Source organism: Kitasatospora sp. NPDC040550 (assembly GCF_055594965.1).
In genome coordinates this window covers 76,353-101,861 of record NZ_JBVIWC010000015.1, presented here as the reverse complement: position 1 = coordinate 101,861, position 25,509 = coordinate 76,353, and the positions used below count along the sequence as shown (strand labels likewise).

Genomic DNA, 25,509 nt, shown 5'->3' with positions numbered 1-25,509 from the left:
ATCGCGCCCCTGGGGATCGGCCGGGAAGACGACTACCGCCCCGCACCGTCGCCAAGAAACCGAATGAACGGTTTCTTCCTCGGAACACACCCGCCGGAATCCGGCCCCCCGTGACTTCCTCAACCGAGCGGTTGAACACGCAGGCGAGTGGGGGTAGCGTTGTTCTCAACCAATCGGTTGAGGAAGAACAGAGGTGCCACCGTGGCCGTCGACCAGCTCTCCCGGGCGTTCGTCGCCCTGGCCGATCCGACCCGGCGCGACATCGTCGCCCGGCTCTCGGTCCGGGACGCGACCGTCGGCGAGTTGGCGGAGTCCTACGCGATGTCCATGCAGGCCGTCTCCAAGCACCTCAAGGTGCTGGAGGAGGCCGGGCTGGTCAGCCGCAGCCGGGACGCCCAGCGGCGGCCGTGCCACCTGGAGCCGCAGGTGTTCGACGTGATGACGAGCTGGATCGAGCGCTACCGCAGCCGGGCCGAGGCCCGCTTCGGCCGCCTGGACGCCGTCCTCGCGGCCATGGACGACACCGACGCCGCCGCCGAGGGCGCCGCCCCTGCCCCTGCCCCGGGTCCGACCCCGGACACCGGCACCCACTCCCGCACCGACCGCCTCACCGCACCCACCGAAGGAGACCCGTCATGACCTCCACCACCGGCCGCGAGACCCGCATCGAGGCGGACCCCGCACTGCCCACCATCCGGATCGTCCGCGAGTTCGACGCCCCGCTGGAGCGGGTCTTCCGGGCCTGGATCGAGCCCGGGCTGGTCGCGCAGTGGCTCGGCCCCGAGGACCTCGACCTCAAGATCGACGAGTGGGAGGCCCGCACCGGCGGCCACTACCGCTACTCGATGCACCGCGAGGGCCAGGAGGTCGCCGCCTTCTACGGCTCCTTCCACGAAGTCCGGCCGGCCACCCGACTCGTCCAGACCTTCACCTTCGAGGGCGTGCCGGACGGCGTCTCGCTGGACACCGCCGCCTTCGAGCCCGTCGGCGAGGGCCGCACCCGGGTCACCGTCCTGTCGGTGGTCGACAGCCTGGTGGCCCGGGACGCGATCCTGGCCAGCGGAATGGAGCGCGGCGTGACCGAGGGCTACCGCAAACTGGACGCCCTGCTCGCCGCCGCCCCCTCCTCCTGAGTACCCGGATTCATCGGGGCAGCACGGCCACCGCCTCCACCTCCACCAGCTGGTCCGTGTAGCCGAGCACCGAGACGCCGAGCAGCGTGCTGGGGGCGTCGTGCTCCCCCAGGTACTCCCGGTACACGTTCCACACCTTCACCAGGTCCGCCTGGTCGCCGGAGGCCACGTACACGGTGGTGCGGGCGATGTCCGTGAGCCCCGCGCCCGCGTCCTCCAGCACGGTTATCAGATTGCGCATCACCTGGTGGGCCTGGCCCTCGTAGTCGCCGACCGCGACCGTCCGGCCCTCCCCGTCCAACGGGCAGGCCCCGGCGAGCCAGAGCGAGCGGACCGGGGCGTCGACCACCGCCGCGTAGGCGTAGTCGACGGCCTGGGTCAGGCGGGTGTTGCGGACCAGCTTGACCGCGCTGTTCATGGGGCCCTCCGAGGAGATCGCGACCGAACGTTCGCGCTCATCGTTGGCCCCGTACGAACCGCCGTCAAACCGATTTCGGGCGAAATCCCTTCCGCTCCAAGGCCCGTGTACCCACGATTCACCGTTGTGGGCGATGGCGGACGACACCCTCGGGCACCGATCCTGGTGTCGACCCACGCCGGCACCACGATCGACCACCGTCGGGCGCGACCGGCCAGCCCCCAGCCAGGAGGAGTCGACCGATGGAGTCCCAACCCCCCGACCGCGACCGGGTTTCCGGCGTCGGACGCCGCCGCGTGCTCGGCCTCGCCCTCGGCGCCGGCCTCACCCCGGCCCTCGCCGCAGCGCCCCAACCCGCCCACGCCGCACCGCCCGCCGACGCCCACCCCGCTCCCACCGACCCCACGCCCACCGACCCCACGCCCACCGACCCCGTTGCCACCGACCCCGCCACCGTCCTCGGCCAGCGGGTCGTCACGGTGGCCGAGGCCCAACTCGGCCTCCCCTACGCCTGGGGCGGCGGCGACCGGCTGGGCCCGGGCCTCGGCTTCTGCGACGGCGAGAACGGCTACCTGAACGGCGTGTGCATGGGCGAGAGCACGGTCGGCTTCGACTGCAGCGGGCTGTCCCTGTACTGCTGGTACCGCGCCAGCCACGGCACCGTCGAGCTCGCGCACTACACCGTGGCCCAGTTCAACCGCAGCGCCCCGGTCGCACGCGACGCCCTGGCCCCCGGCGACCTGCTGTTCTTCTCCCGCCCCGACGCCCCGCTGCACCACGTCGGCATCTACACGGGCGACGGCGCGATGATCCACGCCGAGCGCACCGGCACCCTGATCGCCCGGGTCGAGCACGTGCTCGACGTCCCGCGCTGGGCCAACGAGTTCGCCGGCGCCCGCCGCCCCGGGGCACTGCCCGGCTAGGGCGCCCGGCGGATCACGCGGGGGCGCGCCACTCCGATGCCCCCTGCTCCACCCGCAGCAGCAGTTCGTGCAGCACCCGGCGCTCCGCCGGGTCGAGCGGGGCCAGCAGCTCGTCCTGCACCGCCCGCGCCCGCTCCTCCAGTTCGGCGAGCAGTGCCCGCCCGGCAGCGGTGACCGACACCGAGACCCGTCGGCGGTCCGCCTGGTCCCGGCTGCGCTCGACGTACCCGGCCGCGCCGAGCTGGTCGGCGACCTTGGCCAGGTCGCTCGGGTCGATGCCCAGCCGCCGGACGAGGTCGCGCTGCGCCTGCGGCCCGAAGTCGACGAGGGCCGCCAGCACGGCCAGGTCCCAGAGCCGCAGGCCGCGTTCGGTCAGCTGCCCGGCGAGCCGCGCCCGCGCGGTACGGCCGGTCCGGGCGAGCAGGAAGGTGCTGAGGCCCAGCAGGGTCGGCGGCAGCGCGTCGGGCGGGGCGGGGATCTCGGAGGCCATGGCGGCATTCTAGGGTCATTCCCTATAGTGGGTCTGGACCCACTGATTCAGATCCCCGCTGGAGCCCGACCGTGGACGCCCTCTACCCCCGCCTGCTCGTCACCCGCTTCGCCGAGGCCTTCGGCTTCTACCGCGCCGTCCTCCCCGCTCTCACCGGCGCCACCCTGGTCAAGGGCACACCCGAGGGCCCGTACGCCAACTGGGACGTCGACGAGCAGGCCGTCCTGGTGCTCTACGACCGCGCCGCGATGTCCGCCACCCTGGGCACCGCCGGGCTGCCCGCCCGCCCGGCCACCCCCACCCAGGACCCCGCGATGCTGGTCTTCCGGGTCGACGACGTGGACGAGGCGCTCGCCCTCTGCCTCCGGCACGGCGGCGTCCTCGCCGTCCCGGCCACCGACCGCCCCGAGTGGGGACCCGACCTGCGCAGCGCCCACCTGCGCGACCCCGAGGGCCACTTGATCGAGTTGCAGTCCTACTGACCGCCAGGGGCCGCGCCCCCGGCAGTCGGCGGCGCCGGAGCGCTCAGCGGTGGAAGACCTGCAGCTCGCGGACCGCGTCGTTGAAGTTGGCGCCCAGTTGGGGCGCCGGGAGGTCCATGGTCTTCTCCACACTGAGGGTCGACCAGAGGTGGACGGCGTTGCAGTTGTTGTAGCCCTTCATCGAGGAGACGTTCAGCGCCACGTTGATGTAGTTGACCAGGTGGTAGCCGGTGCCGTCGCAGCCGCCGGCGTCACCGTAGAAGGAGTAGATGACGCCGCCCTGGTACTCGACGTCCTGGTACTCCTCCAGCAGCAGCGTCCGGTCGGCCGGTTGTTCGGCGCCGCGGGTGAGGGTCCGGCCGTCGGCAAGGGCCAGCGCGTCGGCGCGGGAGTCCGGCGAGCAGGCCCGGCCGAGCACCGGCGACGCGCCGTCGGCGCCGGGCAGGTGGCCGAGGACGGCGGCACAGTACTGGACCTCGGGGACGGGCAGTGGGCGGAGCCCGGCCGAGCTCGCCGGGGCGGCGGCCACCGCCCCGGCGAGGGTCAAGCAGGCGGCGAGGGCGGGAGCGACGAAGCTGCGCGGTCTGCGCACGGGTACCTCCGGGACGTCGAGGACGAGGGAGACGGAAGGGACGGGTGAAACGGAAGGAACGGAAGGGAGGGAAGGTACGGAACCGATGGCGGGGACGGCGGCGGCCGTGGACCCGGCCGCCACCCCACCCATTCGACGGGCGGCCCTCGCCACCGGCCCCGCCGACACACCGCGCACCGCACTAGTCGTACGTATGCTCCCGGTTCACCCGGCCGGCGCGTCCCGCCACAGTTCGGCGCTGCAGTCCGCGACCAGCGCGCCGATCCGCGCCCAGGCCTCCTCGGCCCCCATCGGCTCCAACCTGCGGCCGTCCCGCAGCCGCAGCGCGACCCGGTCGTCCGCGGCCTCCCTGGCGCCGACCACCGCCTGGTAGGGCACCAGCCGGGCCTCCCGGATCCGGGCGCCCAGGCTGCCGTGCTCCGGTCCGGCGACCTCGGCCCGCAGCCCGAGGTCCAGGCAGCGCTGCCGCAGCCGCTCGGCCTGCGGCAGCTCGGCGTCGGAGATCGGCAGCAGCACCACCTGGGCCGGCGCCAGCCAGGCCGGGAACGCCCCGCCGTACAGCTCGATCAGGTGGGCGACCACCCGTTCGACGCTGCCGATCACACTGCGGTGCACCATCACCGGGCGGTGCTTGGCGCCGTCCGCGCCGATGTAGTGCAGGTTGAAGCGTTCGGGCTGGTGGAAGTCGATCTGGACGGTGGAGAGGGTGAACTCGCGCCCGGCACCGTCGGCGATCTGCACGTCGATCTTGGGCCCGTAGAACGCGGCCTCGCCCTCCGCCGCCTCGAACGGCACCCCGGAGCGCTCCAGCACGTCGGTCAGCAGCGCGGTGGCCCGCCGCCACAGCTGCGGGTCGGCCACGTACTTGCCGCCCTCGCCGGGCAGCGACAGCCGGTAGCGGACCGGCACGATGCCGAGCGCCCGGTGCGCCTCACGGATCAGCTCCAGGGCGGCGACGGCCTCGTCGGCGGCCTGCTCCGGGGTGCAGAAGACGTGGGCGTCGTTCAGCTGGATCGCCCGGACCCTGGTCAGGCCGCCGAGCACGCCGGACAGCTCGGAGCGGTACATGCCGCCCAACTCGGCCATCCTCAGCGGGAGTTCCCGGTAGCTGTGCGGGCGGGAACGGAAGATCAGCGCGTGGTGCGGACACAGGCTCGGGCGCAGCACCATCTCCTCCGAGCCGAGTTGCATGGGTGGGAACATGTCCTCGCGGTAGTGGTCCCAGTGGCCGGAGATCTCGTACAGTTCGCGCTTGCCGAGCACCGGCGAGTAGACGTGGCGATAGCCGGCCCGGCGCTCGCGGCCGCGGATGAACTCCTCCAGGGTGTGCCGGATCGCGGCGCCGTCGGGCAGCCAGTACGGCAGGCCTGAGCCCATCAGCGGGTCGGTGTCGAAGAGGTCGAGCTCGCGGCCGAGCTTGCGGTGGTCGTGCGCGGGGTGGTCGTTCACGGGAGCGAGGCGGTCGTTCATCGGGATGGTCTCCACTCGGGATCCGCGGGCGAGTGGGACCGGGAACGACGAAGCCCCGGGGCACTCGCCCCGGGGCTTCGGACTAGGTCAGCAGTCAGCGCGCCGGGACTCTTTCCGGCGTCGTCGTGGCGAGTGCAGCGCGCTTCATGCCTTTCACGGTAGCAGCACCCGGGCCTTCGTGTTGATCTTTATGGGAGAGCTCACATCAGCAGGGCGCAGCCGCGCTCGGCCAGCGCCTCCCGCAGGTGCTCCGGCACCTGGACGTCGTTCCACCGCAGGTCGAGCTTCTCCAGCGCGGGCAGTGCGGCCGGGTCGGCCAGCCAGTCGGGCAGTCCGGTGATCCCGTTGCTGCGCAGGTCGATCCGGCGCAGCCGCGGCAGTCCGGCCAGGACGGCGGGCAGTTCGGCGAGGGCGTTCTCCCGCAGTTCCAGCTCGCGCAGCTCGGAGAGCAGCCCGAAGGAGGCCGGGAGGTCGGTCAACTCGTTTCCGCGCAGCCAGAGTTCGCGCAGTTCGCCGAGGGCGCCGATGGATTCCGGCAGGGCGGTGAGCCGGTTGTGCTGGGCGCGCAGTTCGACCAGCTCGGTCATCTTGCCGATGGCGAACGGGAGTTCGGCGAGCTTGTTCTCGCCGACGTTGAGGTAGCGGAGTTCGGTGAGCTTCCCGATGTCGTCCGGCAGGACGGTCAGCTGGTTGTCGTGCAGGTAGAGGAAGTCCCGCAGCCAGGTGAGCCGGGTCAGTTCGGCGGGCACCTCGGTGAACAGGTTGTGGCCGAGGTCGAGGGTACGCAGCCGCATCAACCGGCTGATGCCGGGCGGGAGTTCGGAGAGCGCGCCTTCGGCGAGGATGAGCACGGTCAGGTCGTTGCGGTCCCACACCGCGCTGAGCACCTCGGCGGCCACCGGGCCGAGCGGCTGCCGCCAGAGGTTGAGCGTCATGTCTGTCACGTCCGCCATTGTCCGCCTCCGCTACTCCGGCGTGGGCACGAACCGCACCGCGGCGCGGGTCAGCGTCCGGCCGTCGCCGGCCGGCGGGAGCTGGACGAGTTCCACGGTGGCGGCGGTGAGGTCCACGGTGGCCGGACCGGGCGGCAGCCGCACGTGCAGGTGGTAGTCGCAGGCGCTGCCGTCCGGGACGTCCACCCGGTACTCCGTCGCGCCTGGTCCGACCGGGTGCCCCGCGGCGGTCAGGTCCGCCAACGCGGGCGCGAGCTGCTTGAGGAAGCCGACCCCGGCTCCGGCCGGCGTCGTCACGCGCAGCGCGAGGTCACGGCCACGGGCCCGACGGCTGCCCTGGACGATCCCGGCGAGTTCACGACGCATCACGGCGGCCGCTTCGGGCGTGTCGGGCAGCCGGACGAGGTCGAGGGTGCCGGCCAGGGCCGCGGAGACGGCGCGGCCCTGGGCGACCTCCCAGTTCGTGCCGATGCCCCGGACGTGGCAGCGGAAGCGACCCGCGCAGGAGGCGAGCACGGCCGCGAGTTCGGCCGGCTCCTCGGCGTCGTCCCGTCCGTCCATCAGGAGCACGGCCGTGCGGTCGGCGTCCTGGTGCCCGGCGAGCAGTTGGTCGGCCAGCCGGATCCACCTCCCGAAGGCGGCCGCGCGCAGTGGCGCCAGCCCGCGGAGCGCGGCGCGGGCCTCGGCCTTGGTCGCGGGGGTGGCGCGGACCAGCCGCCTGGTGTCCGGGTAGAGCATCCGCGCGTACTCGGAGCCCTCGACGACGCCGAACCGGACCTCGTCGTCCAGGGTGTCGACGGCGGCCGCGACCGCGTCGGTCACGGCGCGGAGGTCCGCCGGCGAGAGGCCCTCGGAGAGGCCGATCAGGAACACCACGGCCTGCGGCGCCGCGACCACCGCGTCCGCCGGGTCGAGCGCGGCGCCGTGCACGGTCAGGATCGCGTTCAACTCGCTCGCGTCCGGCGGCTGGTACTCGTTCTGGAACACCTCGATCCGGTACCCGGGGTCGGTGGGTGCTGCGGGTGCGGCGGAAGCTCCGGGCCTGCCAGGGGCCGGAACCGGAGCGCCCGGGGCGAGCAGCGCCCTGAGCCGGTCGGCCACCTCCCCGGCGAAGCGCGGCCGGTCCGCCGGGTCCTTGGCGAGCAGTTCGGCGACCAGCCCGTCCAGCGCCGCCGGCACGTCCGGGCGCCGCTCGGCCAGTCGTGGCGGCGGGGTCCGCAGGTGGTCCTGCAGCACCGCCCAGACGTCCCGGCGGCCGGGGAACGGCGGCTTCCCGGTGAGCAGCGCGAGCAGCACGCAGCCCAGCGCGTACAGGTCGGACCGCTCGTCCACCTGGCGGCCCCGGCACTGCTCGGGGGACATGTAGTCCGGGGTGCCCATGACGACGCCGGAGCGGGTCAGGCCGGTGGCCGAGCGGAGGTAGCCGGCGAGGCCGAAGTCGCAGACCTTGACCCGGCCGTCCGGGAGCAGCATCAGGTTGGCGGGTTTGACGTCCCGGTGGACGATGCCGGCCCGGTGGGCGCAGGACAGCGCCTCCGCGGTCTGCGCGGCCAGCTCGACCGCCCGGCGCACCGGCAGCGGCCCGTCCTCCCGCAGGACGGTGCGCAGGTCCCGGCCGTGCAGCAGCTCCATCACCAGGAACAGCTGCCCGTCCTGCTCGCCGTTGTCGAAGACCTGGACCAGGCCGGGGTGCTGGAGCCCGGCGGCCACCCGGGCCTCGCGGTGGAAGCGGGCCACCGCCTCCCCGTCCTCGTCCGGGTCGAGGCCCCGGGGCAGGAACTTCACCGCCACCCGCCGGGCGAGCCTGACGTCCTCGGCGAGCCACACCTCCCCCATGCCGCCGCGCCCCAGCGGCGCCGCGAGACGGTACCGGCCGTCGACCAGCCCTCCGGCCACGTTCACACGCGCTCCCCTCCCCCTGAAACCCGGCACCCGGCACCCGGCACCCGGCACCCGAACGTCGAACGGAGTGCTCCGCCCGGCCCGGAGCACCATTCTGTCGGCCCGACCGGCCGCCGGTGCAGCGGCGTCGCCGGGCGGGGAAGTCGGGAGTCCCCGTTTGCGCCCCGCCGGTCCGGGCACTGGCCTACGATGCCGACTGCCGGCGCTTCCGGCGTCCAGGGGGAGGGTGCGTGCCCGCGATCCATGAACAGTACTCGGAGGAACTCCGCGCGGAGTTCGACTACCTGTCCAGCTGGCTGCCCAACACCCACCTCGAACTCGGCGACGTCGGCCAGCTGCACCGGGACCGGTTCGAGCGGCTGACCTCGCTCGCCGAACTCGGCATCGGATTCGCGGTGCGGGAGCGCGAGCGGGGCGTGGACCTGGACTACAGCTCGGCCGCCGAGGTCGCCGTCTCCACGGATGTCGACGGCGGGCCGCTCGCCCGCGTCGCGGTGTCGTTCAGCCGCCGGCACGGCATCGTCTTCCAGGCGCGGTCGTGCCGGATCAGCGAGATCGCCGACCGCGAGGCGCTCGGACGGCGCGTGCTCGACCTGGCGGCGGCCGGGCGGTGGCCGGGCGTCCAGGTCGTGGTCACCGAAGTGGTCGCCACCGGCCCCGCCGTGATCCTCGTCTCCCAGCAGCAGGGCGCCAGCGTCGACCTCGCCGCCTCCGCGGAGGCGCTCTCGGGGACGATCCCGCTCGCCTCCGCGTCCGCCGGGCTGAGCATCGTCGGGTCCAAGGGCGTCGGCGTGAAGGTGATCGCCCCGGACGGCCTCACGCCCCTGTTCCGCGTGTCCGGCGTGCGCCCCCGGCTGTTCGGCCGCAAGGAGTTCGGCGGCCGCGGCCCTGCCGGGAGCCCGCCCGGGAGCCCGCCCGGGAGCCCGATCGGGAGCCCGATCGGCGGGACGGCGGAAGGCGGGGCGGCCGAGACCAGGACGGTCGAGAGCCATGTGTTCGCGGAACTCACCTACGAGGACGTCGGAGCATGAGATGACCGCTCACCTCTGGTACGAGCTCGAAGCAGCCGTCAGCGCCGGGGACTCGGCGCTGCTGGACCGGCTCTGCCGGCTCCACGGGGACCGGCTGCGCGCCGACTTCCCCGCCCGGTTCACCGTACCGGCGGAGCTCCGCCACGACCCGGTCGCGGTGCAGCGGTACGGACGGGCCTCGTTCGCGGCCGCCGAGCGCCTGGGCGTCCCGCTGCCCGGCGTCGCCGTATCGGACACCCTCAACCGGACCCTCGCCCAGTGCGAGGAGCTCTCCCGGCAGGGCGGGCACGAGCAGGCGCTCGCGCTGCTGACCGGGCTCCTGTCGAGCGGGCAGGTACTGTCCAGGCCGCCCGAGGTGGGACAGGCCACCTGCTACGAGTGGATGGGCGGACTGGCCCGCCGGCTGTCCCGGCACCAGCAGGCCTGGCAGTACACCAGCGCGGCCCAGGAGCTGTGCCACCGGATGCAGGACGCCGAGGGCTGCCTGCGCCACCTCGCCACCATGCACGGCATCGCCGAGGAGACGGGCGCGCACCCCGACGCGCTCGCCGTCGCCGGGATGGCCGTGCACCACGTCCAGGAGCACGGACCGGTCACCCTGCTGCCGCCCTGGCTCGCCACCTACGCCGAGGCGCTGCGCCGAGCGGAAGGCCCCGGTCAGGTGGGAGAGTTCGCGAAGGCCGCGGAACGCTACGCCAGGGAGATCCTCGGCTCGGACCCGGTCGCGCTCTCCAGGACCCTGAACCAACTCGCCGTCACCCTGCACCGGGCGGGGCACGACGCGGCGGCCCGGGCGCTGCTGGAGGAAGCGGTCGAACTGCGGCGCCGAGGGGCCTGAGCGGTGCGGTCGAGAGGCACGGTGTGAAGCGCGGATGCCGGACGTCGACCTGGGGATCATCCTCGCCAACCTGGGCAAGCTGTTGGCCCTCGACGGCGATCCGCGCGCCGAGGCCGTCCTGACCGAAGCGGTCGAACTCCTCGCGGAGGCCGGCCCCTCGGCCGCCGCGCACCTCGCCGAGGCGCGCGGCAACCTCGCCGCCTACCACCAGCTCCACGGCGACCCCGCCGTCGCCCGGTCGATCTACCGGGAACTGGCGGCGGAGGCGGCGCCCTCCGCCGTCATGTTGCGCAACTTCGCGGCCCTGGAGCAGGAGAACGGGCGGTCCCCGAGCCGACGGATGCTCTTCGAGCTCGCGCACAACGCCCGCCCGCAGGCCGGCGGAGAACCGGACGACCCCGATGTCACCTTCCGGACGCTGATCGAGCAGGCCTCCGAGGAGAATGGCCTGGGCAACGCCGCCCGGGCCCTCGAACTGGCGCTCCAGGCCGCCGAGGTGGCCCGGGCCCGCCCCCGCCCCTCACCCCTCAGGGCAGCGGTGGCCCTGGTCGCGACCGCCAGGTACGGCCTGGAGGTCCCGGACGAGCACCTGGAGGCGGCGCTCGCGGCGGCCGCCGACGACCCGGAGACCACACCGGAACTGCTGCGTTCGCTGCGGACCGGCATCGGACAGCGGTGTCGCCGGCAAGGACGCCTCGCCCGGGCGTTGGCGTACGCCCGGGCCGCCGCGGCGCACCTCACGCCCGAGAGGGCCACCGAGGAGCAGCTCACCACCTTCGACCTCCTCGCCCTGGTGCACCACTCCCTGGGCGAGCGGGAGCGGGCGGAACAGCTCTACCGTGCCGTGATCGCCCGCAGGCACCAACTGGCGGACCCCAACCCGGTGGCGATGACCGACTCGCTGTTCAGCCTCGGGATGCTCTGCCTCGAAACCGGGCGGTCCGGCGAGGCCGCCGCCCTGCTACGGGAGCAGTTCGACATCGAGGACTCCCACCTGGCCGAGGTCTTCGCCGCCTCCTCCGAGGTGCAACGGCTGGCCTACGCACGGACCCTCCTCGGCAGACTGGACACCTTCGTCGTCGTCCTGCTCTCCGCCACCGGCTTCGAGCCCGGCGCGGAGCTGCTGGAGCTCCTGGCGAACGCCGTACTGCGGCGCAAGGCCGTCGTCGCGGAGGCCGTGGCCCGCGACCGCGCGATGCTGTCCAACGGCCCGGAGCCTCGGATCGCGGCCGTCGCCACCGAACTCCGCGCCGTTCGGCACGAGTTGCGGCGTCTGACGCTCGACGACGACTCCCTGCAACCGAACACGGGCCGGCGCGTCCAGGACCTCAGGGCGCGGCAGGGCCGGCTGGAGATGCTGCTCGCCGACCGGCTCTCTCACACCGGCACCGGCACCGGCACCAACGCCAGCCCCGACCCCGACCCCGACCGCGGCCCCGGCTCCGGCCCCGGCGGCACCCGGGCGGCCCTGCCGACCTGGCAGGCGGTGACCGCCGCCCTCCCGCCCGGTACCGCGCTCATCGAGTACTACCGGGCGGAGATGGGCGACGAAGCCGCCGTGCTGAGCCTGGTGTTCACACCGGGGTCACCGCCCCGACTCTTCGCCCACGACACCGCCGGCGCACTGGAGGAGGGCGTCCGACGCTGGCGTGAGTTCCTCCGGCACCAGGACACCGGAGAACGGGCGCTGGGCCTGGACCTCCACCGGGTGCTGATCCAGCGGATCGACGCCGCCCTGACCGGAGTCCACCGGTTGCTCATCTCACCGGACGGGAGCCTCAACCTCCTTCCCTTCGCCGCCCTTCCCTCGCCCGACGGCAGCCGACTGCTGGACGCGTTCGAGATCGGTTTCCTGACCACCGGCCGGGACCTGCTGCGCGGCCGCTACGGGCCCCGACCCGCGCCGCCGGTCGTGTTCGCCGACATCGACTACGGCCCCGGCGACACCGCCCTCGGCGGGGGCCCGTTCGCACCGTTGCCGGAGACCGGGGCCGAAGGGCGGTGGATCGCCGACCACATCGGCGCCGAGCTGCACACCGGCCCGGACGCCTCGACCTCCCAACTGCGCACGACCCGGAGTCCGCTGATCCTCCACCTGGCTACGCACGGCTACGCCCTGGCCGAGCCACTGCGTCCGGCCGGTACCCGACGACCGGGCGCGGGACCGGGGCCCGACTCACCGAGCGGCCCGCCCCCTGACCCGACGGGCACCCCCGATCCGACGGGCACCCCCGACCCGGCACGCACCCCCGACCCGGCACGCACCCCGGGCCCTGCCGTGGACCCGCTCCTCTGCACTGGTCTGGCCCTGGCGGGCGCGAACACCTTCCTCGCCGGGCAGGAGCCGGCCGACAGCCTGGGAACCGGCGTCCTCACCGCCTCCGACGTCTACGACCTCGACCTGCTCGGCACCGAGTTGGTCGTGCTCTCCGCCTGTGTCACCGGCCTCGGCTCCTACCACCCGGGCGAGGGCGTGTTCGGCCTTCGCCGCACCTTCGAGATCGCCGGCGCCCGGTCCGTCCTGGTGAGCGTCTGGGACGTTCCCAGCGAGCCGACGGTGCAGTTGATGTGCGAGTTCTACCGCGCGCTGCGTCGCGGGGCCTCCCGGACCGCGGCGCTGCGCCGGGCCCAACAGGCCGTACGGCGCCGCTTCCCGGAGCCTGTCGCGTGGGCGCCCTTCGCGCTCTTCGGCGACCCCGGGCCACTTCCGTGGTGAGGGCGCGCGACGGTCACCGCGTCGGTCGCCGGCCGGTCAGCCGAGCTTCGGCCGCACCTCACCCCCGCCCGGGTGCTTGCCGCAGAGGGCCTCCTCCAGGAAGCCACCCTGCGCGACGAGCTGCTGCACCGCCTGCGCCTGGTCGCCCCTGGACGTCACGGACATCGCGACCTGCCGGTCCCCCTTGCTCCACAGCTGGGAGGCGAACCCGGGCATCCCGCCGTCATGCCCGTACACCGGCCCGCAGGACAGTTCCAGCCGGGCCAGCCCGAGGCCGTACGACAGGGTCACGGGCCCGTCGCCGGACTGCGCCGGGATGGTGGTCGTCATCTGCCGCATCAGCTCGGGCGACAGCAACCGCCCGCCCAGCAGGGCCCGTTCGAAGCGGTTCAGGTCGGACAGGGTGGATATCAGCTCGCCCGCGGAGTTCGCCCACGTGACGCTCTCCACCGTGACGTCCCGGTCGCTGCGGTCCTCCGGGGCCGGGCCCTCGGCGAGCGTCCAGTAGCCGTGGGCGTGCGGGCCCCGGATGTCGGTGGCCGTCCCGGGGAAGTACGTTCCGGTCATCCCGAGCGGCCGCAGGATGCGTGCGGTGATCTCCTCGGCGTAGGTGCGGCCGGTCACCCGTTCGATGATCATGCCGAGCAGGGTGTAGTTGACGTTGGAGTAGCTGAACCTTGCCCCCGGCGGGAAGTTGGGCGCGTGCGCCACCGAGGCGGCCACCACCTGGGCCGGGGTGATGCTGCGGGTCAGCCCGCCCTGGTCGAGCCACTTCCGGATCTCGTCCGGATCCGTGGTGTGCGGGAACAGCCCGCCCGGCTCGTTGGTCGGATCCCACAGGCCGGAGCTGTGGTTGAGCAGCTGACGGACGGTGATCCGCCCGCCGTTCGGGACCATCCCCGGCAGGTGGCGCTCCACCGGGTCGTCCAGGACGAGCCGGCCCTCCCCCACCAGTTGCAGCACCGTGGTGGCGGTGAACGTCTTGGTGATGCTCCCGGCGCGGAAGCGGCCGTCCACCCGCACCGGGGCGCCGGTCGCGAGGTCGGCGACGCCCGTGCCCGCGCGCCAGACCCCGTTCTCGTCGCGGACCTCGGCGATGGCCGCGGCCGCCCCGGCGTCGGTCACCGCCCTCAGCGCCGCCGTCCGCGCGGCGTTCGCCGTCCGCGCGGCGTCCTCGGCCGTGACGGCGGCGGGCGGCTCGACGGCCCGCGCCGAGACCACCGGCCCGGCCAGTGCCAGGCAGACCGCCGCTGCCACCACCATCACGGGACCCGAACCCGTACGACGTGCCATGCGACCCCCTCGTCCACGGCGGGCCCCCGCCCGCCTCCGAGTGCACAGCCTCGCCCCTGACGTGATGATCCGTCATCCTCCACCGGGAGGAATCGGTCGTACTCCCACCACCGTAGACGCTACGCCGAACGGAGGAGCCGACCGGCCCCGGCCCCGGCCCCGGCCACCGCCCCTGCCCCGGCCCCGGCCCCGGCCCCGGCCCCCGGGGATCAGAGCCCCGGCATCGGGCGGACCGGGTGCTTGCTCATGATCGACACCCGATTGAAGGAGTTGATCGTGATCGCCACCCAGATCGCCGCCGAGAGCTCCTCCTCGGTGAACACCTCCCGCGCCAGCCCGTACGCGGCCGCCTGGAGGGCCGCGTCCGCCGGGTTCGTGGTCGCCTCCGCCAGGGCCAGCGCCGCACGCTCCCGGGCGGTGAACAGCTCGGTGTCCCGCCAGGCCGGGAGCACGCCCAGGCGCTGGGTGGTCTCGCCCTCGCGCAGCGCGGCCCGGGTGTGCACGTGCAGGCAGTAGGCGCAGCCGTTGATCTGGGAGACCCGCAGGTTGACCAGCTCCACCAGCCGCCGGTCCAGCCCGGCCTCGGCCGCGGCCTCCTTGGCCGCCTCGGCGGCCGCGAGCAACGCCTTGTAGGCCTTGGGGCTCTGCTTGTCGATGAACACCCGCCGCTCCGCCGGATCCACCGTCACCTCAGCACTCACCTGGACTCCTCGACTCCCACTGCGATCATTGGCTCGCTGCCGTCCGATACTCTGCCATGCCATAATAGTTGAATCTAGAACTATCCAGTAGTCGAGGTCGCCCGGACGACTCCGCCCGGCCGACACCGTCCAGGGAGGGACCACCGCCGTGAGCACCGCCGAGACCGAGCCGCGCCCCGCCGCCGTACCGCAGGACCAGCAGGACCCGTACGTCGAGGTGCTGTCCCCCCGGGACGTCCCGCTCGGCGGACCGCGCGCGATGACCGTCCGCCGCACCCTGCCGCACCGCTCCCGCCGGCTGATCGGCGCCTGGTGCTTCGTCGACCACTACGGACCCGACGACGTCGCCCGCACCGGCGGCATGGACGTCGCCCCGCACCCCCACACCGGCCTGCAGACCGTCAGCTGGCTCTTCACCGGCGAGATCGAGCACCGGGACAGCCTCGGCGTCCACGCCTTCGTCCGCCCGGGCGAACTCAACCTGATGACCTCCGGCCACGGCATCTGCCACTCCGAGGTCTCCACCCCCGCGACCACCGTGCTGCACGGCGTCCAGCTCTGGGTCGTACTGCCCGACGAACACCGCGACACCGCACGGGACTTCCACCACCACATCCCCGAACCCGTCACCCTGGACGGCGCCGAGGTCCGCGTCTTCCTCGGCACCCTGGCCGGCCACACCTCCCCCGTCCCCACCTTCACCCCGCTGCTCGGCGCCGAGCTCACCCTCGCCCCGCACGCCACCGTCACCCTGGCCGTCGACCCGGCCTTCGAACACGGCGTCCTCGTCGACCACGGCGAGGTCCGCCTCGCCGCCACCGACCTCCACCCGGGCGACCTCGGCTACCTCGCCCCCGGCACCACCACCCTGACCCTCACCAACACCGCCGACGCCCCGGCCCGCCTCGTCCTCCTCGGCGGCACCCCCTTCGAGGAGCAGATCGTCATGTGGTGGAACTTCATCGGGCGCTCCCAGGAAGACATCACCCGAGCCCGCGAAGAGTGGATGAGCTCCGCGAACCCTGACCGCTTCGGCGAGGTCCAGGGCTACCCGGGCGACCGCCTCCCCGCCCCCGAGCTCCCGGGAATCCCCCTCAAGCCCCGCGGACGCACCCGCTGACCTGCGTGTTACGCAATCGGGGGTGCGGTGACCGGGTCCACCGCACCCCCGAGCCGGAGCTTCCCTGCACTCACCCCGAAGCAGCCCTGCCGTCACTCGCCTCCGCACTCGACGCATGACACCGTTCGACCGTCCGCGACGGCGCCTGACAGGACCAATGCTGACCCAATACCAAGTCCACTGACGGGCCATCAGGCGCGACCGGGGCACTCGCGGAGCCCGGGAAGTCATCGTCGGGTGTCGCCGCGAGAACCGGCGGATGCCCTGACAGGGCCCCTTCACCGGCTGCAGAAGGACGGCCACCGTCGGAGCAGCGCGGGCCGAAGAAGATCGTCACCATGCCGTCCGTTGCCCTCACCGACGATCTTGCTTCAAGCCAGTTATTGGACCCGGGCCCTGCGGACCATTCCCAGCCCCCTCTGCCGGCAAGAGCCCGCCGACCCGCCCCGACCCGACGCTAGGGTGACCTCATGGCGGACGCCCCGACGACAGCAGCACCCTCGGTCGAGGCGCTGGACGCCCTCGTGGAGCGTGCCTGCGAACCGCCGACCGGCATGTCCCGGGCGAAGCAGCTGCGCTGGGTCGCCGGCGAACTGCGCACCACCCTGGAGCGGGGCGCGATCCGCGCACCGCGCCCGCCACCGTGACGGTCGGCCTGTCCGGCCCCACCCGGGCCGCGATGCGCCACTGGCTCACTGCCCGCAGCCACCTCGTCGCACGCGACGCCACCGAACCCGTCGGCCCGGGCAACGAGACCATCGACGCCCTGCGGGTGAGCATCGCCCCCAGCGGTCACCCCCGCGCCGGCCTGCCCTGCACTTCCGGCGGGAACGGTTCTATCTGTGAGGAGACTGGCGCGTGGGCGGGCGGTGTCGCCGGCGATGCTGATGGCGAGAGTGGAGAGTTGATCTCGCCAGCTGGTCCGCCAGGTAAGGCGGGAGGTGTCCGTCGGCGAGCGCAGCGTCTACAGCGATGCTCCTGCCGAACGGCCACAGGGGGTCAGGGCCAGCCGCCAGGCAGGGGTCTGTCCAGCGACCGGCTCTGCCCCCCATCCGGTGGTGACGAAGAGTGACAGCTGTCGCTGGCATGGCATGCGTGATGTCAACGAGCTTGTGAGTGTGGTGTTTTCGTGGCTGTCGGCCCTCGTCGTTGAGGGTGTGACGGACGAGTCCGGCATGCTCGACACCTGCGCGCAGTGCCACTCTGGCGCGGCCCCGACTCGCGGCTCCGCGCCCTACCCCACAGGCAGGAACACCCAGGCTGGGCAAGCGGAAACGGCCCTCCGATGAACAGCCGCGCGCGCAGCACACATCCGTCATTGAGGTTCCCGCTGCGCTTGACCCTGCTGCCCTTCGTCACCCCAGCCTCGCCGCCGAAGCGCGCCCGCAAGGCACTATCCTCGGAGATCTGCCCCACTCCAGGCGTCCGAGCGGTCCATCAACCGCTCGACGACCTCGTCCGCCAACCGCTCATCGACCGGCCCGACGACCGGTCCGTCCTTCTCACCCAGGTTCTGTGCGTTCCGGCCGGTCAGAGCCCTCGACCGGGCCCGGACCGGCCTTCCAGACCACGGACTTGCACGACCTGTCTGACATGCTCCCAGCATCCGCAAGCAGCCCGAGGTGAGCCGGACCTGTCGCGCAGGCGGCAGCAGGTGAGCGGGCTCACGGCTCGATGACGAGGCGTTCGATGAGGTCGTCGCGGAGCGTGAACCGGTAGCGGAGATCGATGGTGCCGCCGGGGAAGTCGCCTTCGAGGTGATGGGTGGCGATGTAGTGGGTCGCGTCGGTCTGCTGGGTGTTCGTGAGGCGGATGGTGTAGGTGAACTCGGTGGCGGATCGGTCGAGCCACCCCTCGATCTCCTCGGTGCCCTGGTAGGTGTTGCCGTCGTCGGTCACGGTGGCCTCGCCGGTGAACGCCGTGATCGCGGTGGCGGTGTCGTGGGCGCCGTGTGCCTTGAGGTAGCGGGTGATCACCTCGGGCAGGGTGTCCGGGGTGCTGGTTCGCGGCTGGTTGTCGTGCATGACGATCCTCTGGGGTGGTGGCGGGTTCAGACGGTGGGGGTGGTGCCGCCGTCGATGACGTGTTCGGCACCGACGATGGCCGAGGCGCGGTCGGAGACGAGGAAGGCGACGAGCTCGGCGACCTCCTCGGGCCGGTTGGGACGGCCGAGCGGGATGCCGCCCAGGGAGTCCATGAGCCGGCCCAGCGCCGCTTCCTGGGTGATGTCCGCGTCGTGGGCGATCCGGGCGACGAGGCCGTCGGCGGCCGAGGTCCGGATGAAGCCGGGCGAGACGGTGTTGACGCGGACGCCGTGCGGGGCGACCTCGTTGGCCAGGCCCTTGCTGTAGGTGGTCAGGGCGGCCTTGGCGGCGGCGTAGGCCAGGGTGCCGTTCCACAGCGGCATGCGGCGCTGGATCGAGGTGACGTGCACGACCGCGCCCTTGCCCGTGGCGATCATGTGCGGCAGGAGTGCGCGGTCCAGGCGGACGGCGGCCAGCAGGTTGGTGTTCAGCTCCCTGGCCCAGTCGTCCTCGCCGAGCGCCGCGAACCCTCCAGCCGGTGCCTCGGAACCGCCGAGGGTGTTGACCAGGATGTCGACGCCCCCCACGCGGGCGTCCACCTCGGCAGCGACGTGGGCCGCACCCTGGGCGGTGGACAGGTCGGCGGTGATGAACGCCTTCCCGTCGGCGTCGTCGGGGCGGGTGCGGGCGGTGACCAGCACGGTCGCGCCGGCCTCCGCGAGCCGTCGGGCGATGGCGGCTCCGGTGCCCTTGGTACCGCCGGTGACCAGAGCGCGTCGGCCTTCGAGGGATTCGCTGATGCATGTGGTCACGGGGTGCTCCGTTCCCGGGTGCGGGCACGGAAAGCACCGCTCCCGCTGCGACTGCTAGAATAGAAGCTACTGACTTCTACTTTAGCAGTAACCGAGGGGATGGTCGCCGTGGCAAGCCGGATCAGGCTGGAGGACCGGGAGTGCCCGCTGTCCACGACGGTGGAACACGTCGGCGAGTGGTGGACGCTGCTGATCCTCCACGACGCCTTCGACGGCTACACCCGCTTCGACCAGTTCCAGGAGAGCCTGGGCATCTCCTCCAGCATGCTCACCACCCGGCTGAAAACGCTCGTCGCGGACGGACTCCTGGAGCGCCGGCCCTACCAGACCAACCCCGTGCGCCACGAGTACGTCCTCACCGAACTCGGGCACTCCCTGCGTCCGGTGATCGTCGCCCTGGCCGCTTGGGGCAACTCCCGTCTCACCCCGGCCGAGCGCAGCATGATCCTCATCGACGCGCGCAGCGGTGAGGAGGTCGAGCCCGTCGTCGTCGACGCCAGGACCGGCCGCCGACTCGACGACAGCGGCACCTATGTCTTCGCCGCAGGTCCCGCAGCGAGCGACGCGATGCGCCACCGCTACGCGGCACGGCAGGCCGTCCCCGCGGAAGAGGCATAAGGCCGCTCGGACGGTCGGCGGCCGGCGGCCGGCGGCCGGCCGCCGGCCGGTCCGTGCACCGCCGGTCAGAAGATGGACCAGCCGGTGTGGGTGGTGAGGGCGTCGAGCGCGGTGATGCCCGCGATCGAGTTGCCGTGGGTGTCGAGGGCCGGCCCCCAGGTGCAGAGCGTTCCACGCCCCGGGATGACGGCCAGTATGCCGCCGCCGATGCCGCTCTTGGCGGGCAGGCCGACGCGGTGGGCGAACTCGCCCGCGGCGTCGTAGGTGCCGCCGATCAGCATGACGGCGTTGATGCGCTTGGCCTCGCTGCGGGTGAGCAGCCGGGTGCCGTCCGCCCGGAGGCCGTGCCGGGCCAGGAACCCTGCGGCGAGGGCGAGGTCGCGGCAGCTCATGCTGAGGGCGCATTGCCAGAAGTAGTGGTCGAGGACGTCCGGGACGGGGTTGTCGAGGCGGCCGTGGTCGGCCAGCAGGTGGGCGAGCGCGGCGTTGCGGTGTCCGTGGTGGCTCTCGCTCCAGGCGACCTGGGCGTCGAAGTCGATGCGGGGGTTGCCGCTCTCGGTGCGGAGGAACTCGCGCAGGGTGCCCCGGGAGTCCCCGGTGAGGGTGAGCAGCCGGTCGGTGGTCACCAGCGCGCCGGCGTTGACGAACGGGTTGCGCGGGATCGCGTTCTCCCGCTCCAGCTGGGCGAGGGAGTTGAAGGGCGACCCGGAGGGCTCCTTCCCCACCCGGGTCCACAGCGAGTCGCCGTCGGTGGCCAGGACCAGGGCGAGGGTGAACACCTTGGAGATGGACTGGATGGAGAACGGGACCTGCCAGTCCCCGGTGCCGCGCGGCGGTTTGCGGGTGTGGGTGTCCGCGATCGCGAGGCCGAACCGGTGGGGGTCGACGGCGGCGAGGGCCGGGATGTACTGGGCGACGGTTCCCTCGGCCAGGACGGGGCGCACCGCGTCGTTGATGCGTGCGAACAGGTTCTCGTAGTCCATGCCCGTCCCCCTCCGCGGGCGGGACGCCGTTGTCCGGCCCGGCATCAGCATGCGCCGGGGCACTCGCGGGGGGAAGAGCTCCCGGAGCGCGACCTGGGTGCAGCGCAGTGCGCGGGGTGTCTGGTCGAGCCGGTCGCGGGCGGGGCTGATCCCCACCGAACCGGAATCCCGGCGCCTTCTTGCGTCGAGCCGGATGCGCTGCCACGACTCCCCACGCAGACTGATTGCCGTGTTCGCCGACGGGGACAGCCTGCCAAGGTGAAGCGGAAGCGGAGCTCCGAGCAGGACGGTGCGCCGGACGCCTGCCATGGGATCTCGGAAGTCGGCAAAGGCTGGAGATGCCCGATTCGTTGGGGGGCGGTCGCATGGACGGCACTGGACCGGTCCGGGACAAGGCCGGACTGTCGGGCGGGGTACTGATACCGACTCCGCGTGAGGCTGCTGCGCCGCCGCCGGCGGAGTCGGGCGTCGACTTCTGCGGCGACGCCCTGCTCCTGCTGACCGGGCCCTTCTTCCCCGGGCCGGTCGCGCTCGCGGACGCTCCGGGCTTCGCCGTACCGGCGGACGGCCGGCTCGATCCGCAGGGGCGCCTCACGCTGGTGCGCCGGTCCCTGGACCAGTTCCTGCGCGGCTCGCTCACCTTCGGCAATCCGCCGGTCGACCTGCTCACCCACTTCGCCGGGTCGGAGGAGTTCGACGCGCGGCTGACGGCGATCGTGCGGGAGACGACGGCGTTACCGGTGGAGCTGCACGTCACCGGCATCCTGTTCCCGGACGGCTACGGGTCGGTGGCCGTGCACATGCGCGTCGTCGAGGGGTGGACCAGGAGGCGGCGGGCGCAACTCGTCGACGGCTTCGGGCCGAAGGGCCGCGACGACCTGACCGCGCGCATCAGGGACGAGCTGCTGCCAGCCCTGACCGCGATGTCCGACCGGTGCCGACAGGGGCCGCCATGTCCTACGGTCCTGCCCTACTTCAACCTCACCTACGCGGGCTGGACCACCCACCCGGCACCCGGCCGGGCGACCCTCTCCGATGCGCTGCGGCACCTGATCTACCCCCGCTCCGCCGCGCCGATCCCCTCCGAATCAACGTGGCCGCAGGAGTTCTTCTACCCCGGATACGCCTTCTTCCTGCTGGCCTCCCGGGACGGCCCCAGCGGCACGCTCGGCCAACTCGAGCACCTTCTCGGTCAGTTGAACGTGCACTACGCCCGGCTCGAACGCTCCGCCAGTGCCGCGGAACGGATCATCCGCGACATGGCACTGAACGAGGACCCCGAACTGCTCATCTCGCTGGAACGACGGCTGCGCGCCGACTACCAGGCACTGGTGCGGCCCACGTTCAGCTACGACTTCCACGTGCTCAAGCTGCGCGACAGTGTCCTGGAGGCGTGGGAGACCGCAAAGGTGCGCGAGCGCACCGACACCCTGCTCGAGATGGCGCGGCACGCGGTGGAACGCAAACTGGAGCACGACCAGATGCGCCGGGTGACGAAGGTCAACCTCGCAGTGACGATCGTGGCTATCCTGAGCTTCGTCCAGTGCGTCGACTCGGCCCTCAACCTGTGGTCGAGGTTCTTCGAGTAAGAGGGGTGGGGATCGTGCCGGTGGACGTGCAGATCTGCGTCGCGGACGGGCTGATCTACGACGGTCTCGACTACGCCGACCGGATCGAGCAGCGGCTGACCAGAGCCGGCCTGAGCTGCGGCCGCCTGAACCTGGTGACCGAGGCAGCCGATCTGACCGCGCGACGGCCGCAGCCGGCCTTGGCGTACGTGTTCACCGGAGGCCAGACCTCGGTGCACTCCGACGCCGCGTGGATGCGCGCGACCATCAAGCTGATGGGGGAGTTCGTCGCCGACGCGAACGGGCGCGACGGCGACACCGGCCCCGCGGTGGTCGGCGTGTGCCTGGGCTCGCAGTTGATCGCCGAGGCGTTGCGTCCGGGCTCGATCATCGACACCTCAGGCATCGAGGTCGGCCTGACCGAGGTGAACCGGGTCGGCGACCGCCGGGGCGTCGGCGTCGTGCCGTCGTTCCACTACCAGGCGATCAGTCCGCAGATCGAGGAAGTGGACGGCGTGCGGATCGAGTACCGCAACGAGCACACCTCCGTCCAGGCGCTGAGCTACGGCGAGCGGGTCTTCGGATGCCAGTTCCACCCCGAGCTGACCCCGGACGACGTGCGCCGGCTGATCGACTTCAACGAGGACGTCATCAACTGCTGGCACGGCGACGCGGCCGCCGCGCATCGCTCGGTCGAGCAGTACCGGGACGAACTGCCCGAGGACCTCTTCGAGCGCCTGGTGATCGACCGCATCACGCGCTGACGCCGTCGGGGTCCTCCGCACCGCAGTCCCGAAGGCATTCGGATGAATGTCCGCACGGGGCCGGTGCGCTGCCGCAGGCAAGAGCCCGAGATGACACCGGCGGCTGCACGGTGTCCGCGGAGTTCTACGACATCCTACAGACCGGGACCGACCGCCGCCCGGCCGAGCGGCACTTCACCGGGGCCGTCGACCGCGCCCGCCGCGCGATCCGGAGGGTCGGCGCCGGCGCCGTACACCCCGACCCTTGCGGCGGCGGGCCCTACCGCCATTGGCGGACCTGGCCGTTGCCTCCCATGCGACTGCCATCCTGGCCCCCGCCATCCGGCATGCCACCTGGAAAGCCGCCTCGGCAGCCCTGTTGCCGGGCGGCCTGCACCTGTCCGACCTGCCCCCGGCTGCCCCCGCTGCCGGCCGGCCGGCAGCTTGAGCGCCTGCGGCCGCGTGCGGTGTGCGTCAGCGCTCCGGGAAGCGGTGCCGCTCGGCCAGGGCAGCGAAGTCGTCCCAGAACGCGGCGTCGGCGTCGTGGCCGCGGCCGCACACCGCGACCCCGGCCACCCCTTCCGGCCGGCCACCGGCCCCGGCCTCGAACAGGGCCGCGCCGGAGCCGAGGACGGCCAGCGGCTTGCCGTGCCGCAGTGCCTCGGTGACGAACCGCACGGCATCGGGATCGGAGGCGAGCGCGTCGGTGCCGTCGGGCATGACGACGGCGTCGTACAGCACCGAGGCGGTGGTCGCCAGCGCCCGGTCGACGGCCACCACCTGGCCGTCCCGGCCTGCCACACTCCCGCCATGTCGGGCGAGGGCCTCCACCGTGGCGCCCTCGGCCTGCAGGCCGGCCCGCGCGGACCGGACCTGGGCGGCATCCACACCCTGCGCCACCAGGACGGCGACCTTGCGGGTGCGGATGCCCGTACCGCGCAGGTTCTCCAGGCTCAGCGCGGGCGAGACCGGCACCCCGGCCGTGTCGGCCCGATCCTTCCCGGGGGACCGGTCGGGCGCCGGCTCGCCGATGCGGCGCGCGACCTCCACGGCCAGCTCCGCGTCGACGTGGGCCAGGTTGGCGACCATCCGGCGCCGTACGGCCTGGTCCCCGACCTTGCCGAGCTCGAAGGAGAACGCGGCGATGATGTGCTCCTGCTCCCAGTCGGCCATGCTGTGCCAGAACAGCGCGGCCTGGCTGTAGTGGTCGGCGAAGCTGGGGCTGCGCCGGCGGATCGACTGCCCGTCGACACGCTCCTGGTAGTGCTGGAACACTCCCTCGGCGAGGTGCCCGCCGCCCAGAGTGGCCGGGCATCCGCCGCCCACCGAGTTCGGCGCGTAGCTCGTACCGGAGTGGATCACCTGCTGGCCGTAACCGTCGCGCTGGTTGGTCCGCACCTCGGTGAGCGGTCGGTTGACCGGCAGCTGGGAGAAGTTGGGGCCGCCCAGGCGGATCAACTGGGTGTCCAGGTACGAGAAGTTGCGGCCCTGCAGCAGCGGGTCGTTGGTGAAGTCGATGCCGGGGACGATGTTGGCGGTGTGGAAGGCGACCTGCTCGGTCTCGGCGAAGAAGTTCTCCGGGTTGCGGTCGAGGACCATCCGGCCGACCGGCCGCACCGGCACGAGTTCCTCCGGCACCAGCTTCGTCGGGTCCAGCAGGTCGAACGGGTAGGAGAACTCGTCCGTCTCCGGGATCAGTTGGACGCCGAGTTCCCACTCCGGGAACTCTCCGGTCCCGATCGCCTCCCAGAGGTCGCGGCGGTGGAAGTCGGGGTCGCGTCCGGCGGTGATCTGCGCCTCGTCCCAGACCTGGCAGGCGACGCCGAGCTTCGGCTTCCAGTGGAACTTGGCGAAGGTCGCGCGCCCGTCGGCGGTCACGAGGCGGAAGGTGTGCACGCCGAAGCCCTGCATCATCCGGTAGCTGCGCGGGATCGCCCGGTCCGACATCGCCCACATCAGCATGTGGGTGGATTCGGGCTGGAGCGAGCAGAAGTCCCAGAAGGTGTCGTGTGCGGACCCGCCGGTGGGGATCTCGTTGTGCGGCTCCATCTTCACCGCGTGCACGAAGTCGGGGAACTTGATCGCGTCCTGGATGAAGAACACCGGCATGTTGTTGCCGACCAGGTCGTAGTTTCCGTGCCGGGTGTAGAACTTCGTGGCGAAGCCCCGGACGTCACGCACCGTGTCGGCCGAGCCGCGCGGGCCCTGGACGGTCGAGAACCGTACGAACACCGGAGTACGGCGCCCGGCCTCCTGCAGGAAGTCGGCACAGGTGAACTCGGCCAGCGACTCGTACGGTTCGAAGAACCCGTACGCGCCGGCACCACGGGCGTGCACCACCCGCTCGGGAATGCGCTCGTGGTCGAAGCGGGTGAGCTTCTCCCGCAGGTGGAAGTCCTCCAGCAGCGTCGGGCCCCGGCCACCGGCGGTCAGGGAGTCGTCGGTGTCGTCGACCCGCACTCCCTGGTCGGTGGTGAGCGCACCGTCCGGCTCCGGGGCCCGGGCAGCGTCCAGCGCGATGTCCTTGGCATCGCGCGCCCCCTGGGAGGGAGGGCCCGAGTCGGGCGTCTCAGTGGCCAGGGGCGCGTGGGGGCGTCCTTCGGGCGGTCCGGGATTGATGGTCATGCCGTACTCCTTCCGGCAGCGGCTACAGAGGCGGAGGCCGCAGTGGGCAGCACCCGCAGCCGGTCGGCTTCCCG

The 25,509-nt window shown here is 72.7% G+C and carries 24 protein-coding genes; 12 read left to right on the top strand and 12 right to left on the bottom strand.

Going from position 1 to position 25,509, the window contains the following annotated elements; all coding sequences use genetic code 11:
• Positions 1 to 201: 201 nt before the first annotated feature.
• The gene (locus ACZ58X_RS22640; RefSeq protein WP_470335411.1) at positions 202 to 639 is read left to right on the top strand and encodes an ArsR/SmtB family transcription factor; all 438 of its coding nucleotides are present in this window, start codon (positions 202 to 204) and stop codon (positions 637 to 639) included.
• Positions 636 to 1,133, top strand: a complete 498-nt coding sequence (locus ACZ58X_RS22635; RefSeq protein WP_470335410.1) for an SRPBCC family protein — start codon at positions 636 to 638, stop codon at positions 1,131 to 1,133. Before ACZ58X_RS22640 ends, ACZ58X_RS22635 begins: the two co-directional genes overlap by 4 nt.
• Positions 1,134 to 1,143: 10 nt before the next feature.
• On the opposite strand, the gene ACZ58X_RS22630 is transcribed toward ACZ58X_RS22635, so the two are convergent.
• Positions 1,144 to 1,551: a RidA family protein gene (locus ACZ58X_RS22630; RefSeq protein WP_470335409.1), complete on the bottom strand. Its 408-nt coding sequence runs from the start codon at positions 1,549 to 1,551 to the stop codon at positions 1,144 to 1,146.
• Between the two features lie 242 nt (positions 1,552 to 1,793).
• Between ACZ58X_RS22630 and ACZ58X_RS22625 the strand changes: the two genes are divergently transcribed.
• Positions 1,794 to 2,474 carry a C40 family peptidase gene (locus ACZ58X_RS22625; RefSeq protein ID WP_470335408.1) on the top strand — a complete coding sequence of 227 codons (681 nt, stop codon included), beginning with the start codon at positions 1,794 to 1,796 and terminating at the stop codon, positions 2,472 to 2,474.
• Positions 2,475 to 2,487: 13 nt separating this feature from the next.
• Here ACZ58X_RS22625 and ACZ58X_RS22620 read toward each other — a convergent pair whose 3' ends face one another.
• Entirely contained in the window at positions 2,488 to 2,964 is a 477-nt protein-coding gene (locus ACZ58X_RS22620; RefSeq protein ID WP_470335407.1) for a MarR family winged helix-turn-helix transcriptional regulator, read from the bottom strand.
• A 71-nt stretch (positions 2,965 to 3,035) separates the two neighbouring features.
• On the opposite strand from ACZ58X_RS22620, the gene ACZ58X_RS22615 reads away from it, so the two are divergent.
• Positions 3,036 to 3,446, top strand: a complete 411-nt coding sequence (locus tag ACZ58X_RS22615; protein ID WP_470335406.1) for a VOC family protein — start codon at positions 3,036 to 3,038, stop codon at positions 3,444 to 3,446.
• Between the two features lie 43 nt (positions 3,447 to 3,489).
• Here the strand turns inward: ACZ58X_RS22615 and ACZ58X_RS22610 are convergent, their stop codons facing one another.
• From ACZ58X_RS22610 to ACZ58X_RS22595, 4 genes are all read right to left on the bottom strand, one after another.
• Entirely contained in the window at positions 3,490 to 4,038 is a 549-nt protein-coding gene (locus ACZ58X_RS22610) for a hypothetical protein (RefSeq protein WP_470335405.1), read from the bottom strand.
• 204 nt (positions 4,039 to 4,242) lie between these two features.
• Positions 4,243 to 5,508: a threonine--tRNA ligase gene (gene thrS, locus ACZ58X_RS22605; RefSeq protein ID WP_470335404.1), complete on the bottom strand. Its 1,266-nt coding sequence runs from the start codon at positions 5,506 to 5,508 to the stop codon at positions 4,243 to 4,245.
• Positions 5,509 to 5,708: 200 nt separating this feature from the next.
• Positions 5,709 to 6,443 (bottom strand): leucine-rich repeat domain-containing protein, encoded by a 735-nt coding sequence (locus ACZ58X_RS22600; RefSeq protein ID WP_470335499.1) that lies wholly within the window; start codon positions 6,441 to 6,443, stop codon positions 5,709 to 5,711.
• A gap of 30 nt (positions 6,444 to 6,473) precedes the next feature.
• Positions 6,474 to 8,363: a serine/threonine-protein kinase gene (locus ACZ58X_RS22595; protein ID WP_470335403.1), complete on the bottom strand. Its 1,890-nt coding sequence runs from the start codon at positions 8,361 to 8,363 to the stop codon at positions 6,474 to 6,476.
• 230 nt (positions 8,364 to 8,593) lie between these two features.
• Between ACZ58X_RS22595 and ACZ58X_RS22590 the strand changes: the two genes are divergently transcribed.
• Genes ACZ58X_RS22590 through ACZ58X_RS22580 form a run of 3 tightly spaced genes read left to right on the top strand, consistent with a single transcriptional unit; the run spans position 8,594 to position 12,948 of the window.
• The gene (locus tag ACZ58X_RS22590; RefSeq protein WP_470335402.1) at positions 8,594 to 9,394 is read left to right on the top strand and encodes a hypothetical protein; all 801 of its coding nucleotides are present in this window, start codon (positions 8,594 to 8,596) and stop codon (positions 9,392 to 9,394) included.
• 1 nt (position 9,395) lies between these two features.
• Entirely contained in the window at positions 9,396 to 10,232 is an 837-nt protein-coding gene (locus ACZ58X_RS22585) for a hypothetical protein (RefSeq protein WP_470335401.1), read from the top strand.
• A 34-nt stretch (positions 10,233 to 10,266) separates the two neighbouring features.
• Positions 10,267 to 12,948 carry a CHAT domain-containing tetratricopeptide repeat protein gene (locus ACZ58X_RS22580; protein ID WP_470335400.1) on the top strand — a complete coding sequence of 894 codons (2,682 nt, stop codon included), beginning with the start codon at positions 10,267 to 10,269 and terminating at the stop codon, positions 12,946 to 12,948.
• 36 nt (positions 12,949 to 12,984) lie between these two features.
• Here ACZ58X_RS22580 and ACZ58X_RS22575 read toward each other — a convergent pair whose 3' ends face one another.
• Together ACZ58X_RS22575 and ACZ58X_RS22570 are read right to left on the bottom strand one after the other, a co-directional pair.
• Positions 12,985 to 14,241 carry a serine hydrolase domain-containing protein gene (locus ACZ58X_RS22575; RefSeq protein WP_470335399.1) on the bottom strand — a complete coding sequence of 419 codons (1,257 nt, stop codon included), beginning with the start codon at positions 14,239 to 14,241 and terminating at the stop codon, positions 12,985 to 12,987.
• Between the two features lie 209 nt (positions 14,242 to 14,450).
• Complete coding sequence (locus ACZ58X_RS22570; protein ID WP_470335398.1) at positions 14,451 to 14,942, bottom strand: carboxymuconolactone decarboxylase family protein; 492 nt, start codon at positions 14,940 to 14,942, stop codon at positions 14,451 to 14,453.
• Positions 14,943 to 15,090: 148 nt separating this feature from the next.
• Between ACZ58X_RS22570 and ACZ58X_RS22565 the strand changes: the two genes are divergently transcribed.
• Together ACZ58X_RS22565 and ACZ58X_RS22560 are read left to right on the top strand one after the other, a co-directional pair.
• Positions 15,091 to 16,062 carry a pirin family protein gene (locus tag ACZ58X_RS22565; protein WP_470335397.1) on the top strand — a complete coding sequence of 324 codons (972 nt, stop codon included), beginning with the start codon at positions 15,091 to 15,093 and terminating at the stop codon, positions 16,060 to 16,062.
• A gap of 470 nt (positions 16,063 to 16,532) precedes the next feature.
• Positions 16,533 to 16,709, top strand: a complete 177-nt coding sequence (locus ACZ58X_RS22560; protein WP_470335396.1) for a hypothetical protein — start codon at positions 16,533 to 16,535, stop codon at positions 16,707 to 16,709.
• A gap of 1,017 nt (positions 16,710 to 17,726) precedes the next feature.
• Here the strand turns inward: ACZ58X_RS22560 and ACZ58X_RS22555 are convergent.
• Together ACZ58X_RS22555 and ACZ58X_RS22550 are read right to left on the bottom strand one after the other, a co-directional pair.
• On the bottom strand, positions 17,727 to 18,086 hold the full coding sequence (locus ACZ58X_RS22555; RefSeq protein ID WP_470335395.1) for a nuclear transport factor 2-like protein: 360 nt from the start codon (positions 18,084 to 18,086) through the stop codon (positions 17,727 to 17,729).
• A gap of 26 nt (positions 18,087 to 18,112) precedes the next feature.
• Positions 18,113 to 18,898 (bottom strand): SDR family oxidoreductase, encoded by a 786-nt coding sequence (locus ACZ58X_RS22550; RefSeq protein WP_470335394.1) that lies wholly within the window; start codon positions 18,896 to 18,898, stop codon positions 18,113 to 18,115.
• Positions 18,899 to 18,997: 99 nt separating this feature from the next.
• On the opposite strand from ACZ58X_RS22550, the gene ACZ58X_RS22545 reads away from it, so the two are divergent.
• A complete protein-coding gene (locus ACZ58X_RS22545; RefSeq protein ID WP_470335393.1) occupies positions 18,998 to 19,516 on the top strand; it encodes a winged helix-turn-helix transcriptional regulator in 519 nt (172 codons plus the stop codon).
• Positions 19,517 to 19,581: 65 nt separating this feature from the next.
• Here the strand turns inward: ACZ58X_RS22545 and ACZ58X_RS22540 are convergent, their stop codons facing one another.
• A complete protein-coding gene (locus ACZ58X_RS22540) occupies positions 19,582 to 20,499 on the bottom strand; it encodes a glutaminase (protein WP_470335392.1) in 918 nt (305 codons plus the stop codon).
• Positions 20,500 to 20,864: 365 nt separating this feature from the next.
• On the opposite strand from ACZ58X_RS22540, the gene ACZ58X_RS22535 reads away from it, so the two are divergent.
• Positions 20,865 to 22,088, top strand: a complete 1,224-nt coding sequence (locus ACZ58X_RS22535) for a hypothetical protein (protein ID WP_470335391.1) — start codon at positions 20,865 to 20,867, stop codon at positions 22,086 to 22,088.
• A 5-nt stretch (positions 22,089 to 22,093) separates the two neighbouring features.
• Entirely contained in the window at positions 22,094 to 22,831 is a 738-nt protein-coding gene (locus ACZ58X_RS22530; protein WP_470335390.1) for a type 1 glutamine amidotransferase, read from the top strand.
• A gap of 453 nt (positions 22,832 to 23,284) precedes the next feature.
• Here the strand turns inward: ACZ58X_RS22530 and ACZ58X_RS22525 are convergent, their stop codons facing one another.
• A complete protein-coding gene (locus ACZ58X_RS22525; protein WP_470335389.1) occupies positions 23,285 to 25,435 on the bottom strand; it encodes a catalase in 2,151 nt (716 codons plus the stop codon).
• Between the last annotated feature and the right edge of the window lie 74 nt (positions 25,436 to 25,509).

Coding starts and splice junctions, on each gene's coding strand:
- ACZ58X_RS22635 (WP_470335410.1), top strand. CDS start 636: ATGACCTCCACCACCGGCCGCGAGACCCGCATCGAGGCGGACCCCGCA.
- ACZ58X_RS22630 (WP_470335409.1), bottom strand. CDS start 1,551: ATGAACAGCGCGGTCAAGCTGGTCCGCAACACCCGCCTGACCCAGGCC.
- ACZ58X_RS22625 (WP_470335408.1), top strand. CDS start 1,794: ATGGAGTCCCAACCCCCCGACCGCGACCGGGTTTCCGGCGTCGGACGC.
- ACZ58X_RS22620 (WP_470335407.1), bottom strand. CDS start 2,964: ATGGCCTCCGAGATCCCCGCCCCGCCCGACGCGCTGCCGCCGACCCTG.
- thrS (WP_470335404.1), bottom strand. CDS start 5,508: ATGAACGACCGCCTCGCTCCCGTGAACGACCACCCCGCGCACGACCAC.
- ACZ58X_RS22600 (WP_470335499.1), bottom strand. CDS start 6,443: ATGACGCTCAACCTCTGGCGGCAGCCGCTCGGCCCGGTGGCCGCCGAG.
- ACZ58X_RS22585 (WP_470335401.1), top strand. CDS start 9,396: ATGACCGCTCACCTCTGGTACGAGCTCGAAGCAGCCGTCAGCGCCGGG.
- ACZ58X_RS22580 (WP_470335400.1), top strand. CDS start 10,267: ATGCCGGACGTCGACCTGGGGATCATCCTCGCCAACCTGGGCAAGCTG.
- ACZ58X_RS22575 (WP_470335399.1), bottom strand. CDS start 14,241: ATGGCACGTCGTACGGGTTCGGGTCCCGTGATGGTGGTGGCAGCGGCG.
- ACZ58X_RS22560 (WP_470335396.1), top strand. CDS start 16,533: ATGGCGGACGCCCCGACGACAGCAGCACCCTCGGTCGAGGCGCTGGAC.
- ACZ58X_RS22555 (WP_470335395.1), bottom strand. CDS start 18,086: ATGCACGACAACCAGCCGCGAACCAGCACCCCGGACACCCTGCCCGAG.
- ACZ58X_RS22545 (WP_470335393.1), top strand. CDS start 18,998: ATGGTCGCCGTGGCAAGCCGGATCAGGCTGGAGGACCGGGAGTGCCCG.
- ACZ58X_RS22540 (WP_470335392.1), bottom strand. CDS start 20,499: ATGGACTACGAGAACCTGTTCGCACGCATCAACGACGCGGTGCGCCCC.
- ACZ58X_RS22535 (WP_470335391.1), top strand. CDS start 20,865: ATGGACGGCACTGGACCGGTCCGGGACAAGGCCGGACTGTCGGGCGGG.
- ACZ58X_RS22525 (WP_470335389.1), bottom strand. CDS start 25,435: ATGACCATCAATCCCGGACCGCCCGAAGGACGCCCCCACGCGCCCCTG.